Source organism: Sphingomonas sp. GW821-FHT10F11 (assembly GCF_058809095.1).
Genome location: NZ_JBXASH010000004.1, coordinates 74889 through 89928 on the forward strand (window position 1 = coordinate 74889; position 15040 = coordinate 89928).

At 66.8% G+C, this 15040-nt stretch carries 14 protein-coding genes; 3 read left to right on the top strand and 11 right to left on the bottom strand.

Features of this window, described 5'->3' with window-relative positions:
* Positions 1-33: 33 nt before the first annotated feature.
* The 9 genes from AC1RT8_RS13620 to AC1RT8_RS13660 form a co-directional block, all read right to left on the bottom strand.
* Complete coding sequence (locus AC1RT8_RS13620; protein ID WP_493076199.1) at positions 34-1365, bottom strand: S41 family peptidase; 1332 nt, start codon at positions 1363-1365, stop codon at positions 34-36.
* A gap of 99 nt (positions 1366-1464) precedes the next feature.
* On the bottom strand, positions 1465-2673 hold the full coding sequence (locus AC1RT8_RS13625; RefSeq protein ID WP_493076200.1) for a murein hydrolase activator EnvC family protein: 1209 nt from the start codon (positions 2671-2673) through the stop codon (positions 1465-1467).
* Positions 2674-2676: 3 nt separating this feature from the next.
* Complete coding sequence (locus AC1RT8_RS13630) at positions 2677-3099, bottom strand: 23S rRNA (pseudouridine(1915)-N(3))-methyltransferase RlmH (RefSeq protein ID WP_493076201.1); 423 nt, start codon at positions 3097-3099, stop codon at positions 2677-2679.
* Positions 3100-3105: 6 nt separating this feature from the next.
* Positions 3106-3522, bottom strand: coding sequence for a ribosome silencing factor (rsfS, locus tag AC1RT8_RS13635; protein WP_493076202.1), 417 nt, complete (start codon positions 3520-3522; stop codon positions 3106-3108).
* A gap of 8 nt (positions 3523-3530) precedes the next feature.
* Positions 3531-4148, bottom strand: coding sequence for a nicotinate-nucleotide adenylyltransferase (locus tag AC1RT8_RS13640; RefSeq protein WP_493076203.1), 618 nt, complete (start codon positions 4146-4148; stop codon positions 3531-3533).
* Positions 4145-4435 (bottom strand): type II toxin-antitoxin system RelE/ParE family toxin, encoded by a 291-nt coding sequence (locus tag AC1RT8_RS13645; RefSeq protein WP_493076204.1) that lies wholly within the window; start codon positions 4433-4435, stop codon positions 4145-4147. The genes AC1RT8_RS13640 and AC1RT8_RS13645 overlap by 4 nt, the downstream gene beginning before the upstream one ends.
* The gene (locus AC1RT8_RS13650) at positions 4432-4686 is read right to left on the bottom strand and encodes a CopG family ribbon-helix-helix protein (protein WP_493076205.1); all 255 of its coding nucleotides are present in this window, start codon (positions 4684-4686) and stop codon (positions 4432-4434) included. The genes AC1RT8_RS13645 and AC1RT8_RS13650 overlap by 4 nt, the downstream gene beginning before the upstream one ends.
* Before the next feature lie 50 nt (positions 4687-4736).
* On the bottom strand, positions 4737-5774 hold the full coding sequence (locus AC1RT8_RS13655; protein ID WP_493076206.1) for an aldo/keto reductase: 1038 nt from the start codon (positions 5772-5774) through the stop codon (positions 4737-4739).
* A gap of 123 nt (positions 5775-5897) precedes the next feature.
* Positions 5898-7163, bottom strand: a complete 1266-nt coding sequence (locus tag AC1RT8_RS13660) for a glutamate-5-semialdehyde dehydrogenase (protein WP_493076207.1) — start codon at positions 7161-7163, stop codon at positions 5898-5900.
* 80 nt (positions 7164-7243) lie between these two features.
* Between AC1RT8_RS13660 and AC1RT8_RS13665 the strand changes: the two genes are divergently transcribed.
* Positions 7244-8332: a DUF3667 domain-containing protein gene (locus AC1RT8_RS13665; protein WP_493076208.1), complete on the top strand. Its 1089-nt coding sequence runs from the start codon at positions 7244-7246 to the stop codon at positions 8330-8332.
* A gap of 42 nt (positions 8333-8374) precedes the next feature.
* Here the strand turns inward: AC1RT8_RS13665 and AC1RT8_RS13670 are convergent, their stop codons facing one another.
* Positions 8375-8746 (bottom strand): hypothetical protein, encoded by a 372-nt coding sequence (locus AC1RT8_RS13670; protein ID WP_493076209.1) that lies wholly within the window; start codon positions 8744-8746, stop codon positions 8375-8377.
* Between the two features lie 152 nt (positions 8747-8898).
* Between AC1RT8_RS13670 and AC1RT8_RS13675 the strand changes: the two genes are divergently transcribed.
* Together AC1RT8_RS13675 and AC1RT8_RS13680 are read left to right on the top strand one after the other, a co-directional pair.
* Positions 8899-10596 (top strand): Hsp70 family protein, encoded by a 1698-nt coding sequence (locus tag AC1RT8_RS13675; protein ID WP_493076210.1) that lies wholly within the window; start codon positions 8899-8901, stop codon positions 10594-10596.
* Positions 10597-10609: 13 nt separating this feature from the next.
* Positions 10610-12982, top strand: coding sequence for a J domain-containing protein (locus AC1RT8_RS13680; protein WP_493076211.1), 2373 nt, complete (start codon positions 10610-10612; stop codon positions 12980-12982).
* Positions 12983-13013: 31 nt separating this feature from the next.
* Here AC1RT8_RS13680 and ftsH read toward each other — a convergent pair whose 3' ends face one another.
* Positions 13014-14975, bottom strand: coding sequence for an ATP-dependent zinc metalloprotease FtsH (gene ftsH / locus AC1RT8_RS13685; RefSeq protein WP_493076212.1), 1962 nt, complete (start codon positions 14973-14975; stop codon positions 13014-13016).
* Between the last annotated feature and the right edge of the window lie 65 nt (positions 14976-15040).

Here is a 15040-nt window from a genome sequence, read left to right on the forward strand (position 1 = left end):
ACACTCCGTCGCCTTGACGATTGGGGAAACGGTTCACTTCTTCGCGACCGCCGCCACCTGAGGCGCGGGCGTCGTGCCGAGCCGGCCGATCGTCTTCAGCGCATAGTCGAGCTGGAAATCCTCGATACCCTTGGCCTTGAGCTGCTCCGGCGTCGCGGCGAAGCGCGGATCGGTCTTGGTGTCTTCCTCGAGCACCGAATTGTCGGCTTTCACCTCGTTGATCAGGTGGCGGCGCAGATCGGCCTCGCGGAACACAGGCCGCGACTTGTAGTCGGCATCGGAGATCTGCGGCACCTTGATGTCGGGCTCGATTCCGCCTTCCTGCACCGAGCGGCCCGACGGCGTGTAGTAGCGCGAGGTGGTCAGGCGCAGCGCGGTCGAATTGCCCAGGTCGAGCACGGTCTGCACCGATCCCTTGCCGAACGAACGCTCGCCCATGACAAGCGCGCGGTGATGGTCCTGCAGCGCGCCGGCGACGATCTCCGAGGCCGAAGCGGTGCCGGCATTGGTCAGCACGATCACCGGCAGGCCGCGGGCATAATCGCCATTATGCGCATAGAAGCGCTGGATGTCGTTCTTCTCGCGGCCGCGTTCGGAGACGATTTCGCCGTAATTGAGGAAATTGTCCGCGACGTTCACCGCCTCGTCGCGCAGGCCGCCGCCATTGTCGCGCAAGTCGACGATATAACCCAGCGGCGCATGACCGAGCGACTTCTCGATACCCAGGATCGCGGCCTTGGTCGCCTCGCCGGTATTCTCCGAGAAGCTGTTGATGTTGATGACGCCGATGCCGTTCTTCACTTCCCATTTCACCGGCTTCTGCACGATCTTCTCGCGCACCATCGACACCTCGATCGGCTTGTCGCGGCCAGGGCGGATCAGGGTCAGCTGGATCTTGCTGCCGGGAGGCCCGCGCATCTCGGTGATCGCCTCGTCGAGCGTCTCGCCATAGATCAGCTTGCCATTGATATGGGTGATGTAATCGCCCGATTTGACGCCCGCGCGCCAGCCCGGCGTATCCTCCTGCGGCGAGATCACCTTGACCGCGCCGTCTTCCATCGTGACGGTCAGGCCGAGGCCACCATAGCTGCCGAGCGTCTGGATGCGCAGATTGTCGTAATCGAGCCCGGTCTCATAGGCGCTGTGCGGATCGAGCGCGGCGAGCATGCCGGAAATGGCGCCCTTGATCAGCGTCTTGTCGTCGACCTTGTCGACATAATCGACCTTCACCCGGTTGAAGACGTCCATGAACTGGTCGATCTCGCGATAGGTATTGCTGTCGACCGTGGCCATCGCACTGGTGCCGATGGGGATGATCGCAAGGACCGCAGCGATCGCAGTGGCCTGAAGAAGTGCACGTGACATAAGCTTTTTACCCAGGAAACCGGTTTGCGGGCATCGTAGCGGCATTTGGCGCGCGATCAAAGCGCGGCGCGCCTGAATGCACGGTGAGCGTCATGGGCGTCACCCCAGCAGCGGCGTCATGTCGACCGGCCGGTCGCGGCGGCGCAGCTCGATGGTGATGCGGGGATCGTCGCCAGCGCCAGCGCGGCCGATCGGCGATCCCTGCGCCACCGTCTCGCCGACCCGGGTGGAAACCCGGCCGAGCCCGGCGATCAGCGAGGTCCAGCCGCCGCCGTGATCGATGATCACGATCGTGCCGTATCCGCGGAACGGTCCGGCATAGGCGATCCGCCCGGCCGCCGGCGCGATCACCGTCGCCTCGGCCGCGCTGGCGATGGTCAGCCCGCGCGAGCGCACCCCGGCATCGGAAAGCTCGCCCAGCCCGGTCACCACCCGTCCCACAACGGGAAGCTTGTAGGGTGGCGCGCTGGCCGACCAGGATATGGTTTCGACCGGCGAGGCGACCTCGCCGGGGCGCGGCGGGCGCGGCAGCGGACCGGGCAGCGATTGAAGTTCCTCGCGAGTCGCGGCCTGGTTGCCGAGCTGGTCCATCAGATCGACGATGTCGCGGGCGCGTTCGCCGAGCGCGATCGCCCGGTCCGATTCGAACAGCGCGTCGCGCCCCAGCGCGCGCGAGCGCAGCCGGTGTTCCGCCTCCAGCCGGGTCAGCGCGAGGCGCTGCTCCTCCAGCCTTGTCCGGCTTTCGGCCAGGCGCTGAGTCGCGAGCGAGGCGCCCGCCTGGAGCTGGCGCGTACGGGCGAGATCGGCGCGGACATCGGCGGTGCGCGCGCGGACGACCGGCAGGGTGCTCGCCAGCACCGCCCGGACATGGACGATGTCGGCGACCGAGCCAGGCTGGACGATGCTGATCAAGGCCGGGCGCCGGGCAAGCGACTGGAGCGCCGCCATCAGCCGCGCGACCGGCCCCTGCCGCGTCGCGAGCCGCGCGCGTTGCGCCACGAGCAGGCGGTTGATGATCGCGATCCGCGCCTGGCCAGCGGCGATATCCGCCTCGGCCTGCTGGATGCGCGCGGCGACCGCCGCCTCCTGCGCGCGTGCCTGGCGCGCCTCGTTCTGTTCGCGCGCCGCTTCCTGTTCGAGCCGGGCGGACCGTGCGGCGGCGGCGGCGGATTGCCGCTTGGCCTCGATCAGGCGCTGCTGCTGCTCGGCAGCGGGCGTCTGGGCAGCGGTCTGAGAGGAGGGGGATGCGACGCCGATGCCGGCCAGAATGGCCGCCATGGCGATCGATGCTGTCCAGGCGGGGCGCATGACCTACCCTTCGCGGTGATAGGGATGGTTGGCAAGGATGCTCGTTGCGCGCCACAATTGCTCGGCGAGCATCGCGCGGGCGAGCAGATGCGGCCAGGTCGCGCGGCCGAAGGACAGGAGCAGATCGGCGCTTGCGCGCTGCGCATCGTCGAACCCGTCGGCCGCGCCGATCAAAAAGCGCGCCTCGCGCACGCCCCCATCGCGCCATTTCTCGAGCCGATCGGCAAAGACGCGCGAGGGCAGCACCTCGCCGGTCTCGTCGAGCATGACGAGACGCGTACCGGGCTCTACCCCAGGCATCTTGCCGCCGGTATCGGGCAATTCGGTCAGCTTCACCGGCCAGGCGAGCCGCTTCACATAGCGATCGACCAGCTCGGCCTCGGGCCCGCGCCCGATCCGGCCGCGCGCGACGATATGGAGCAGCAACGCGGGTTACGCGTTGGGCGTCGGCGCCACTGGAGCCGAGTCCGGGGTGGGCGGCGGCACATCGCCGAACGCCCACATCCGCTCGAGATTGTAGAAGCTGCGCACTTCCGGGCGGAACAGATGGACGATCACGTCGCCCGCATCGATCAGCACCCAATCGGCGGTCGGCAGGCCTTCGATCCGGGTGGACCGACCGAGCTCGCCCTTGATCTTTTCGGCGAGCTTGGATGCCATCGAGGCGACCTGCCGCGTCGAACGGCCGCTCGCGATCACCATGTGATCGGCGATGCTGCTCTTGCCCGCCAGCGGGATCGAGATGGTATCGACGGCCTGATCGTCGTCGAGCGACGCCAGGACGAGCTTGTGCAGCGCCTCCACCTCATCGGGTTCGGACGCACGATACGCAGGGGAAGATGAGGCCAAGACGATTCCTATGTTGAGGGTGTGAGGAGCACTGGTCGCGCGAAACGGCGCTGCCAGGCGGGATCGGCCAAACGAAGCCGGGTCGCTGAAGTCGGGTCGGGGCGGAATCGCAACAGCACGAGTGCCGGCATTCTCCACTTCGTCCAGCTCTTTGCCTGGTCCACGGGCCGCGTGAAGCGCCGCAACCAACCCATCGCGGGGGCCGCGTGGGCAGCGCCATCATAGCCCGGACGGGCGACCACCGCAATCGGAACCTCGCGCGCTATGCCGCGCCAGTCCTTCCACCGGTCGAACTGGGCGAGATTGTCCGATCCCATCAGCCAGATGAAGCGCTTGTTGGGGTAGCGCCGCTTGAGCGCGCGGACCGTGTCGATGGTGTAGCGGGTGCGCAGGTCCAGCTCGATCGCGCTCGGCCGGATCGGTGCATGCCGCGCCATCCGCCGCGCCGAGGCGAAGCGGATCGCAAAGGGCGCCATGTCGCCCGCCTTCTCCTTGAGCGGGTTGCCGGGCGAAACCAGCCACCACACTTCGTCGAGCCCCAACACGCGGATCGCAGCCAGGCTGATCGCGCGGTGGCCGCCATGCGCTGGGTTGAACGAACCGCCGAGGATGCCGATTCGGGTCATGGCAACTCGCTCTGCCAATCCTGTGCGGCGTGCATGACGCGGACGATACGAAGGATGGTCCCGGTATCGCGGTACAGCAGGATATACGGCGTGCGGGCCACGCGCCATTTCCGCAGGCCATCGTCATCAACCATCTGACCTGCCTGCGGATGCTGTTGAAGCATCCGCCCAGCGGCAACCGCCTGAGCAAGGACGCGTTGCGCGAACGGAGCGCTCCGGGGTCGGTAATAGGCGTCGATCGCTGACATGTCCGATCGCGCATCACGCGACCATCGAAGCTGCTTCATGCAGCGTCAGCATTCCTGCCGAGCGATTCGACCCAATCTTCCATCTGCTCCTGGGTGAAATAATCGCCGCGATCGATCGAATCCTCACCCTGTTTGACGAAGGCGCGGAACTCGGTCTCTTCCTTGACATAGCGTTTGACCGCCTTGGCGACGAGCCATGCACGTGTCCGCTCCTGGCTCTCTGCCAGTGCGTCCAGGGACTGAAGCGTCTCTTCGTCGAGGCGCGCGGTAATGACGGCGGTTTTGCTCATGTATCGAATGTATACATTCGATTACACACAATCAACTTTTACGTGATCCCTCAACCCCCGCGCGGCGGCTGTTTCAGGACGTTGTCGCGATAGGTGCCCTGCAGTGCGGTCATCCAGCCGGGATATTCCGCCGGCAGCTTCGAGACCGCATCGAGCGTCGCCAATTCGTCGGCGCTCAGCACCACTTTGGTCGCGGCGAGATTGTCGTCGAGCTGGTCCTGCCGCTTCGCCCCGACGATCACGCTGGTGACGTGCGGCTGGTGGAGCAGCCAGGCGATCGCGATCTGCGCGACCGACACGCCGTGCGCCTTGGCGATCGGTTCGAGCGCGTCGAGCACCTTCTCGCCCCGCACCTCGTCGACCGGCGGGAAGGCGCGCGTGGCCCGGCGGCCTTCGCTGTCGCCGTCGCGATACTTGCCCGACAGATAACCGGCGGCGAGCGGGCTCCACACCATCAGGCCGAGCCCTTCCGACTGAAGCATCGGTACAACCTCGCGCTCGAGATCGCGGCCGACGATGGTGTAATAGGATTGTACGCTCTGGAACTTGGCCGCGTTCAGCCGCTCCGAGATGCCGAGCGCCTTGGTGATCTGCCACGCCGCCCAGTTCGACACGCCGATATAGCGGACATGGCCCTGCCGCACGAGATCGTCGAGCGCCCGCACTGTCTCCTCGATCGGCGTCGCGGGGTCGAAACCGTGGATCTGGTAGAGATCGATATGGTCTGTGCCGAGCCGGGTCAGACTTGCCTTGACCTGGTCCATGATATGACCGCGCGACGCGCCGCGGCTGTTGAGCCCCTCGCCCATCGGCCCCATCACCTTGGTGGCGAGGATGACGTCCTCGCGTTTCAGTCCTAGATTCTTGATCGCCTGGCCGGTGATCTGCTCCGACAACCCTTGCGAATAGACGTTCGCGGTGTCGATGAAGTTCACGCCGGCATCGACCGAGGCCTTGAGCAGCGCGTCGGCCTCGTCCTGCTTCACCTGGCCCATATAGGCGAAGAAACCCTCGCCGCCGAAGGTCATGGTCCCCAGGCACAGTTCGGACACGAACAGGCCGGTGCGGCCGAGCGGATTGTAACGCATGCTGAGGTCCCTTCGTCGATGCCACTCCCGTCGGCGACGCGGATATGCGTATCGGGCCGGAGCGCGACAATGGGTTTGTTGGAATAACCTTGGGGCCTCGGCGAAGGAAGGAGGAAGCGCCTCTTAAGGCCGCGTCTGCCCCGTCCCGCGCACGATCCACTTGTACGTCGTCAGCCCCTCAAGCGCGACCGGCCCGCGCGCGTGCAGCCGGCCGGTGGCGATGCCGATCTCGGCGCCCAGGCCGAACTCGCCGCCATCGGCGAACTGGGTGGAGGCGTTCCACAGCACGATCGCGCTGTCGACACCGGCGAGGAAGCGTTCCGCCACACCTTCATTCTCGGCCACTACCGCGTCGGTATGATGCGATCCGTGCGCAGCGATGTGCGCCATCGCGCCATCGACCCCGTCGACGATCGCGACCGAGGCGATCGCCTCGAGATATTCGGTATCCCAATCGGCCGCATCGGCCAGCTTGGCGGTGGGCACCAAGGCGCGGACCGCCGCATCGCCGCGCACCTCGCAGCCGGTGTCGCCCAGCACCTTCACCAACGCGGCGGTGTGCGGATAGGCGCGGTCGATCAGCAAGGTCTCCATCGCCCCGCACACGCCGGTGCGGCGCATCTTGGCGTTGACCGTGATCGCCTCCGCCATCGACCGATCGGCCGAGGCGTCGACATAGACGTGATTGATCCCGTCGAGATGCGCGAGCACCGGCACGCGCGCCTCGGCCTGGACGCGCGCGACCAGGCTTTTGCCGCCGCGCGGCACGACGAGGTCGATCATGCCCTCGGCGCCGAGCATCGCGCCGACCGCCGCGCGATCGGTGGTGGGCACCAGCTGCGCCGCATCGCCCGGCACGCCCTCGCGCTCGAGCCCCGCCACCAGGGCCGCATGGATCGCCCGGTTGCTGTCGATCGCCTCGGACCCGCCACGCAGGATCACCGCATTGCCCGACTTGATGCAGAGCGCCGCCGCATCCGCCGTCACATTGGGCCGGCTCTCATAGATGATGCCGATCACCCCGATCGGCACGCGCACCCGGCGCAGGATCATGCCGTTGGGCCGGCGGCTCTCGTCGATGATCTGGCCGACCGGATCACGCAGCCCGGCGACCGCGGCGACGCCCGCCGCCGTCGACTCGATCCGCCCGGCATCGAGCCTCAGCCTGTCGAGCATCGCGCTCGACAGGCCGGCGGCCCTGGCGCGCGCCATATCCTCGTCATTGGCGGCGGCGATCGCCGGAGCGGCCTCGCGAATCGCCTCGGCGGCCGAATCGAGTGCGCGCGCCTTCACCGCGCTGGACAGGCCGCCCAGCACCCGGGCGGCGGCGCGGGCCCGGCGGCCCATAGCGGCGATCAGCGCCGTGGAATCGGTTTCGGCATCGGCCATGACGGAGTCGCTACCACGACCGGCAAGAGACGCGAAAGTGCTATCGCCTTTTGCGGCGCCAAGATGATATTCGCCGCTGCATGAGTGGGGGAATCGAAGCAGCCGGCGACATCGCCACAGGGGCCCTGATCGGGCGCGCGGTCGAGCCGCATGCCGGCGAGGGCCATGCCCATGCCGGCCATGCGCACGATGCCGAACATGGCATGTGCCTCAATTGCGGCACCGCGCTGATCGGCGATTTCTGCCACGCCTGCGGCCAGGCCGGGCATGTCCATCGCTCGCTCTCGTCGATCGGACATGATCTGCTCCACGGCGTGTTCCATTTCGAGGGCAAGATCTGGCGCACCCTGCCGATGCTGGTGACTCACCCGGGGGCGCTGACCCGGCGCTACATCGCGGGCGAACGCGCGCGCTTCGTCTCGCCGCTCGCGCTGTTCCTGTTCTCGGTCTTCCTGCTGTTCGCGACGATCCATACGTTCGACGGCGAGCTCGAATCGGTCGAGACCAGCAACCAGAGCCGCCCCGAACGCATCGCGGAGATCGACAAGCAGCTCGTCGAGGCCAACGCGAATCTGAAGGAAGCGAGAGCGAACCACGCAAAGCGCGACCAGAATATCCCCGATGGCGAGCTGATCGCCGCCGAAGCGGTGGCAAGCTCGCTGAACGCGGCGCGCACCTCGCTTGCCAGCGGGAAGGGCGTGAACGTCCGTTCTCAACTGACCGATGTGAAGACCGGCTGGCACGCGCTCGACAAGGGCATCGCCAAGGCGAACGCCAATCCCGGGCTTGCGCTCTACAAGCTGCAGTCGAGCGCGTATAAATTCTCCTGGGCGCTGATCCCGATCTCGGTGCCGTTCGTGGCACTGATGTTCCTGTGGCGCCGCCGCTTCCAGCTCTACGACCATGCGATCTTCGTGACCTATTCGCTCGCCTTCATGATGCTGTTCGTCGTGGCGCTGACGCTGGCAGGCATGATCGGCGTCTCGGCCGGGTGGATCACCCTCGCGGTCTTCGTCATTCCGCCGGTGCACATGTTCGCTCAGTTGCGCGGCGCCTATTCGCTGCGCAAGCGATCGGCCCTGTGGCGCACGATCGCGCTGACCTGGTTCGCTTTCATGGCGCTCACCACCTTCGTAATCCTCTTGCTGGTGATGGGCCTGATGGAGTGATCAGGGGCTTTGCGTCGGCAAAGTCGGCGAAGCTGCAAACAATCAGCCACAGGGATAGCGCTTGTCCATGAAGCTGTAGAAAGCGGTCTTCACGCTCATCCCGCGCTTGCCCTCGGGAATCGTCTGGAACGATCCGATCAAGGTATTCGAATCGATCTTCGCCTGGCCCTTGGGCGGCGGGCAGCTTCTCGGCTTCCTGCCCGCAACCTTGTCCGCGTCGATATCGGTGCGATAGGCGTCGGCGGCGGTCTTGATCTCGCCGCGCAGCAGACCGAGATCGGGTGACAGCGCCGCCGCCATGCCCTTGGCCTTGAGCGCCGCCGCCTTGGCCAGGAACTCGTCCACCGTCATCGCCTGCGCCGCTACCGGCAACATCAATAGCGCCAGCGCGCCAGCCACCATCAATCGACGCATCCCCATCCCCTCCATCCGCATGCCGCGCCTTGATGCGCGTTCGCGCCGTGAACCGAAAATGAACTGAAACAGGACGTTCGGACAATCCGGTGCTTCACCGCCGCGAGCCGTGCGGTTATGCGGTTGAAATACGGGCGGGGACTACAGGCAAGATGATCATCGGAATCGATCTCGGCACGACCAACAGTGCCGCGGCGGTGTGGAAGGACGGCGCGGCGACGCTGATTCCCAATCGCCTTGGCCAGACGCTGACGCCCTCGGCGGTCAGCATCGACGACAAGGGCAATGTGATGGTCGGCCTTGCCGCGCGCGACCGCCAGGCGAGCCACCCCAAAGCCACCGCCACCGCCTTCAAGCGCTATATGGGCACCAAGCGCACCACCCGGCTGGGCGAGCGCGACTATAGCGCCGAGGAACTCTCCGCGCTGGTGCTGCGCAGCCTGAAGGAGGATGCCGAGGCGTATCTGGGCGAGCCGGTCACCGAGGCGGTGATCACCGTGCCCGCTTATTTCAACGACCAGCAGCGCAAGGCGACTCACCGTGCGGGCGAAATCGCGGGGCTGCGCGTCGAGCGGCTGATCAACGAACCGACCGCGGCCGCGCTTGCCTACGGCATTCATAATCTCGACCGCGAGGCGCGCTTCTTCGTGTTCGACCTGGGCGGCGGCACCTTCGACGTGTCGATCGTCGAGATCTTCGAAGGCATCATCGAGGTCCGCGCCTCGACCGGCGACAACCAGCTCGGCGGCGAGGATTTCAACGAGATACTGATCGGCCTGATGCGGGCGAAGTTCGCGGAAAGCTGGCAGCGCTTCGAACGCGACGACGCGCTCTACCAGAAATTGCGCGAAACGGCCGAGCGCGCGCGCCGCGACATGTCGTCGGCCTCCTCCGCGACGATGCGGCTGGTCTGGCAGGACATTCCCTATGAGCTGGAGGTCGAGACAGCCGAGTTCGAGACTCAGGCGGCCGCGCTGATCGATCGGCTGCGCGAGCCGGTGCTGCGCGCGCTGCGCGACAGCAACCTCCGGCCCGAGGCGCTGTCCGACATCATCCTGATCGGCGGCGCGACGCGCATGCCGGTGGTGCGCCGCGCCGTCGCGCGCATGTTCGGCCGCTTCCCCAATGCGACGGTCAATCCCGACGAGGCGGTGGCGCTCGGCGCCGCGGTCCAGGCCGGACTGAAGGCACGCGATTCGGCGCTGAAGGAAGTCGTCGTCACCGACGTCTGCCCCTATTCGCTCGGCGTCGAGGTCAGCCGCCAGCTTCCGGGCGGCGGCTATGAGCACGGCCTGTTCGCGCCGATCCTTGAGCGCAACACCGTCATCCCGGCGAGCCGGATCCACAGCTTCTCGACGCTGCAGGCGAACCAGACCGATGTGGTGTTCGGCATCTATCAGGGCGAAGGCCGGCTGGTCCGCGACAACGTCAAGATCGGCGAGACCAGGGTGAAGGTACCCCGCGGCCCCGCCGGGGAGCGGATCGATGTGCGCTTCTCCTACGACGTCAGCGGACTGCTGGAGGTCGACATCCTGGTCGAGAAATCAGGACTGCGCACGCAATTGCTGATCAATGACGATCCGAGCGGCGACGAGAAGGCGATCGCCGAGCGGCGCGCCGCGCTCGCCGCCCTCAAGACTCATCCGCGCGAAGACGAGTTCAACCGGGCGGCACTGGCGCGCGGCGAGAAATGCTTCGAGAATTTCCTCGGCGAGGAACGCTCGGCGATCGACTATCTGATCACGCAATTCCAGCTCGTGCTCGACGGGCAGGATCCGCGCGCCGTGGAGCATGCCCGGCAGGAATTCCATGAGGCGCTGGATCGGATCGAGGGCGAGCGTTTCCTGTGAAAAGCGTTTGGCCATGAAAACTGTCTGGGACGTCCTGGAAGTCCCCCGGGGCAGCGACCGCGACTCCATCCGCCGCGCTTATGCGAAGAAGCTGCGCGTCACCCATCCGGAGGACGATCCCGAGGGCTTCAAGCAGCTTCGCGAAGCCTATGAGGCAGCGCTGGAGCAGCATGACTATGCCGTGCGCTGGGCCGATGATGAAGAGGATTCGGACGAAGAGATCGACAGCGACTCCGCCGAGCCAGCACCCCTCGACTGGAGCGCGCCGGCCCGGCCGGCGGACCCCCATGCACCGGCCCCTGTCGCCGCGACACCCGAGCTCGACGCGATGCTCGCCGAGCGTGAGGAAGAGCTGGCTGCCCTGCGCGCCGCGATGGCCGATCTCGAGGCCGGGCTGCGCGGCCCCTGGCGTCCCGGCGACGCGGTGCTCGACGAGCGGCTGAAGACGATCCTCGCCTCGCCTGCCATGGGCGAGATCCGCATCCGCGACGATGTCGAGCCCTGGCTCGCCGACCTGCTCGCCTCGACCATCCCGCACAGCGACGCCGTGCTGATGCAATCGATCCAGGCGTTCGGCTGGGGCAGCGACGACCATCATCTGCGCGGCACGAGCTGGTCGATCTCGACCGTACTCGGCCGGCTCGACGAATGGCGGATCATCGAGGGGCTCAACCATCACAGCCATGCCTATCACGCCGCCTGGCGATCACTGACGCGGGCGCCCGGGGCCTGGTGGTCGTGGCGGCTCGACGCGTTCCGGCCCGGCATGATCGACGGGGTGGAAACGCTGCTCGGCGAGCATGGCGAGGTTTCGCCGGGCCTGCATTATTCGTTCAAGAGCGAGTCGGTCGAACGCTGGCGAACCTTCCTCGCCAAACCGCGCCTGACCCTCGGCATCCTCGCGATGATGCCGATCGCGTTCCTTGCGACCTTGTGGTTCAGCTATGTCGTGGCCGGAACCGGCGTGGTGAGCGAAGCCTGGCTGATCGGCGGCGTCGCGGCGATCGGCTTCGCGACCCCGGCCGCCATCCTGTTCACCCTGGCGCCGTGGCGCAAACGTTGGCGCACGGCGGACGACCACCCGCGCTGGCAACGCGAGGGCTGGCTCGCCGCCTATGTGCTGCTCGGTGCCGTCGCCTCGGCGCTGCCGCGTCCCTGGTGGCCGGCGCTGATCCCACTCCCAGCCATGATCGTGGCGGGCTGGACCTATGTCGCGGCCCAGCGCACCGAGCCCGGCCCGTTGCGGATCGGCGGCGGTACAGCGACCTTTGCCATAGCCGCATTCTTCAGCCTGATGATGTTCGACCAGCTCGCGCCCGCCGAGGCCTTCGCGATCGGTACGATGGCGGCGTTGCTGGTCTATCTCCGGATCGCGGCTTGGCCCGCCGTGCGGATCGTGCTGGAGAATCTTTTCTGGCGGCACCGCGAATGGATCATCCTCGGCAGCGTCGCCGCCGGGATCGGCACGGCGGCCGGCATCTGGTGGCTGCGTGGCCTGTGGCAGCCGGTCGTCCCCTTCTACCCGGTGGCACTGGCCGCCATCGCGCTGGTGCCTCTGGTCGGCGCGCCGGATCGCGGTTTCGGCGGGCCACCGCGCTGGATCGCGCGCATCCTGCTGATCCTGGCCTTTTTCTGGGCATTCGCGGTTTCGGTGCCGCCGTCCAAACACTCCAGCCGCTCGAACGGCGTGCCTGTCGTCGTGAATGGAGGGTTGGGAACGGCTGATACAGACATGATGGGAATGGAGGCCAACGTCACCGGCTTCTCCCAGGTCCGGCAGGGCAATCCCGAACTCTACGCCGCCATCCGCGCCGTGATGGTCCGATATCGCAACAACGAGATCACGCGCGATCAGGCCAATGTGCAGATCGCGACGCTCGTTACGGCGGAGCTGCGCCAGAGGCTGCCCGAGGCGCAGACCGGTCCGCTTGTCGAATGGCTGCGCATCCGGATGGACCGACTCGGGGCGCTACGGAAGGCCAGCCCGGCCCTGTGTGCGTCCGACAGGACCGCGATGGACGATGCAGCAGTGCCCGAGCGGATCCGTCGACGCGCCAGCGCGCAGACCTATGACATCGTCTCCAGCCCGTCCGCGACAGCGGAGGAATTGGCCGAGGGCCGGGTGATCGGCGGCGGCGTGCTCGTCCGCAGGGCCTCGACCGCGCTGCGCATCGACCAGCAGGCGTTGATCGACCGGCTGGACGGAAAGCGCGGCGACGCCCTCACCTGCGACGCGAAGATCGCGCTGACCCAGGCGCTGCTCGACAGTGAGCGGACGGACGATATCGCGGCGACCTTGCGCGCGGAATTCCGCCGCGCGCGGGACGCGAAGCCGGTGCGGCCCCAAGAAAAAACCGGCGGCCGCAAGGTGCAGCCGCCGGCTTGATACTGGTTGTCCGGGCGAGGTGCCCGGCGGTTCAGGCCCCTTGCGGTGCCGGGGTTCCGAACGGGCCCTTGGGGCGCCGCGTGCGCGGGATCGAGGTACCGCCGGCCGGGACCGGAGGCCCCTTGGGGCCGCTGTCGATCCGGCCGATTTCCTCGCCGGCGATCAGCTTCTTGATCTCGTCGCCCGACAGCGTCTCGTACTCGAGCAGCGCGCCGGCCAGCAGATGGAGCTGGTCGATATGCTTGGCGAGCAGTTCCTTGGCGCGATTGAGGCCGCCTTCGACGATCGTCTTGATCTCGTCGTCGATCAGCTGCGCGGTCTGGTTCGACATGCGCATCGGACGGCTCGACGAATAACCCAGGAAGCTCTCGCCCTCCGGCTCGGCATATTCGAGCGGGCCGAGCTTGTCGGACATGCCCCAGCGCGTGACCATGTCACGGGCCAGGCCCGTGGCGTACTGGATGTCGCTCGACGCGCCCGACGAGACCTTGTCGTAGCCGAAGATCACTTCCTCGGCGACGCGCCCGCCCATCGAGACGGCCAGGTTCGCGTACATCTTGTCGCGGTGATAGCTGTACGAATCGCGTTCCGGCAGCCGCATGACCATGCCGAGAGCACGGCCACGCGGGATGATCGTCGCCTTGTGGATCGGGTCCGACGCCGGCTCGTGCAGCGCGACGATGGCGTGACCGGCCTCATGATAGGCGGTCATGCGTTTCTCGTCCTCGGTCATCACCATGGACCGCCGCTCGGCGCCCATCATGACCTTGTCCTTGGCTTCCTCGAACTCGGCCATGGCGACCAGCCGCTTGCCCTTGCGTGCCGCGGTCAGCGCCGCCTCGTTGACGAGGTTGGCAAGATCGGCGCCCGAAAAGCCCGGCGTGCCGCGCGCGATCACGCGCGGATCGACGTCGGGCGCCAGCGGCACCTTCTTCATATGGACCTGCAGGATCTTCACCCGGCCCTCGATGTCCGGGCGCGGCACCACGACCTGACGGTCGAAGCGGCCCGGACGCAGCAGCGCGGGATCGAGCACGTCGGGACGGTTGGTCGCGGCGATGATGATGATGCCTTCGTTCGCCTCGAAGCCGTCCATCTCGACCAGCAGCTGGTTCAACGTCTGCTCGCGCTCGTCATTGCCATTGCCCAGGCCGGCGCCGCGATGGCGCCCGACCGCGTCGATTTCGTCGATGAAGACGATGCACGGCGCGGACTTCTTGGCCTGTTCGAACATGTCGCGCACGCGGCTCGCGCCGACGCCGACGAACATTTCGACGAAGTCGGAGCCCGAGATGGTGAAGAAGGGCACGCCCGCCTCACCCGCGATGGCGCGGGCGAGCAGGGTCTTGCCGGTACCGGGCGAGCCGACGAGCAAAGCACCCTTGGGGATCTTGCCGCCGAGACGGGCGAACTTGGTCGGGTCCTTCAGGAACTCGACGATCTCCTGCAGCTCCTCGCGCGCCTCGTCGATGCCGGCGACATCGTCGAAGGTCACCTTGCCCTCGCGCTGAGTCAGCATCTTCGCGCGGCTCTTGCCGAAGCCCATCGCGCCGGAGCCCGAATTCTTCTGCATCTGGCGCAGCACGAAAAAGGCGATGCCGAGGAACAGAAGGAAGGGCAGCGATTGGACCAGCAGATACTGCCAGATCGGCGGACCTTCCTCGGGCCGCGCGGTGATCGTCACATTCTTGTCGCGCAGACGATCGGTCAGCTTCGGATCGGACGGCGCATAGGTGCGGAACTTGGACGAATCCTTCAGCGTGCCGGTGATTACCTCGCCCGCGACATTGACGTCCTGGACGGTGCCGCTCTCGACCTTGTCGAGGAAGGTCGAATAGGGAATCGTGCTGCTCGCCGCCGGCTGGGTGCGGCCGTCGATCAGCGTCACGAACAGCGCAAGCGCGACGAGGATGCCGACCCAGATCAACAGGCTCTTCATCCAGGGGTTGCCGCCCCCGTTGTCCGGGGTCTGCTGCTTGTCATTGTCGTTCATGGGTATCCGGTACCTTTCACGCTACAAGATAAGCCGTGCGAGGTTAATGGCAATGGAACAACGCA

Bases quoted from the DNA above. Each gene is read 5' to 3' on its own strand.
- ftsH (WP_493076212.1), bottom strand. From the start codon at position 14,975: ATGAACGACAATGACAAGCAGCAGACCCCGGACAACGGGGGCGGCAAC.
- AC1RT8_RS13680 (WP_493076211.1), top strand. From the start codon at position 10,610: ATGAAAACTGTCTGGGACGTCCTGGAAGTCCCCCGGGGCAGCGACCGC.
- AC1RT8_RS13670 (WP_493076209.1), bottom strand. From the start codon at position 8,746: ATGCGTCGATTGATGGTGGCTGGCGCGCTGGCGCTATTGATGTTGCCG.
- AC1RT8_RS13665 (WP_493076208.1), top strand. From the start codon at position 7,244: ATGAGTGGGGGAATCGAAGCAGCCGGCGACATCGCCACAGGGGCCCTG.
- AC1RT8_RS13640 (WP_493076203.1), bottom strand. From the start codon at position 4,148: ATGACCCGAATCGGCATCCTCGGCGGTTCGTTCAACCCAGCGCATGGC.
- AC1RT8_RS13660 (WP_493076207.1), bottom strand. From the start codon at position 7,163: ATGGCCGATGCCGAAACCGATTCCACGGCGCTGATCGCCGCTATGGGC.
- AC1RT8_RS13645 (WP_493076204.1), bottom strand. From the start codon at position 4,435: ATGAAGCAGCTTCGATGGTCGCGTGATGCGCGATCGGACATGTCAGCG.
- AC1RT8_RS13625 (WP_493076200.1), bottom strand. From the start codon at position 2,673: ATGCGCCCCGCCTGGACAGCATCGATCGCCATGGCGGCCATTCTGGCC.
- AC1RT8_RS13620 (WP_493076199.1), bottom strand. From the start codon at position 1,365: ATGTCACGTGCACTTCTTCAGGCCACTGCGATCGCTGCGGTCCTTGCG.
- AC1RT8_RS13675 (WP_493076210.1), top strand. From the start codon at position 8,899: ATGATCATCGGAATCGATCTCGGCACGACCAACAGTGCCGCGGCGGTG.
- AC1RT8_RS13650 (WP_493076205.1), bottom strand. From the start codon at position 4,686: ATGAGCAAAACCGCCGTCATTACCGCGCGCCTCGACGAAGAGACGCTT.
- AC1RT8_RS13655 (WP_493076206.1), bottom strand. From the start codon at position 5,774: ATGCGTTACAATCCGCTCGGCCGCACCGGCCTGTTCGTGTCCGAACTG.